Source organism: Streptomyces sp. URMC 126 (assembly GCF_051386555.1).
GTDB lineage: Bacteria > Actinomycetota > Actinomycetes > Streptomycetales > Streptomycetaceae > Streptomyces.
Genome location: NZ_JBPQTX010001365.1, coordinates 1 through 235, shown reverse-complemented (window position 1 = coordinate 235; position 235 = coordinate 1). Strand labels below are relative to the sequence as shown.

Genomic DNA, 235 nt, shown 5'->3' with positions numbered 1-235 from the left:
AACATGGGCTTCGCTCTCAAGGTCGCGGGTCGCCCCAGGGCCGAGATCCGCGCGGCGGTGGAGAAGGCCGCGGGCATCCTGCGGATAACCGAGCATCTCGACAAGAAGCCCAAGGCCCTGTCCGGGGGGCAGAAGCAGCGCGTCGCCATCGGCCGGGCGATCACGCGCGCGCCCCAGGTCTTCCTGTTCGACGAGCCCCTGTCGAACCTCGACGCCGCGCTCCGCAGCCAGATGC

1 protein-coding gene is annotated in these 235 nt (G+C 70.2%); it reads left to right on the top strand.

The window, feature by feature from the left end; all coding sequences use genetic code 11:
• On the top strand, positions 1-235 hold a 235-nt coding region (locus ACSNOK_RS36290), incomplete at both ends, for an ATP-binding cassette domain-containing protein (RefSeq protein WP_436784904.1).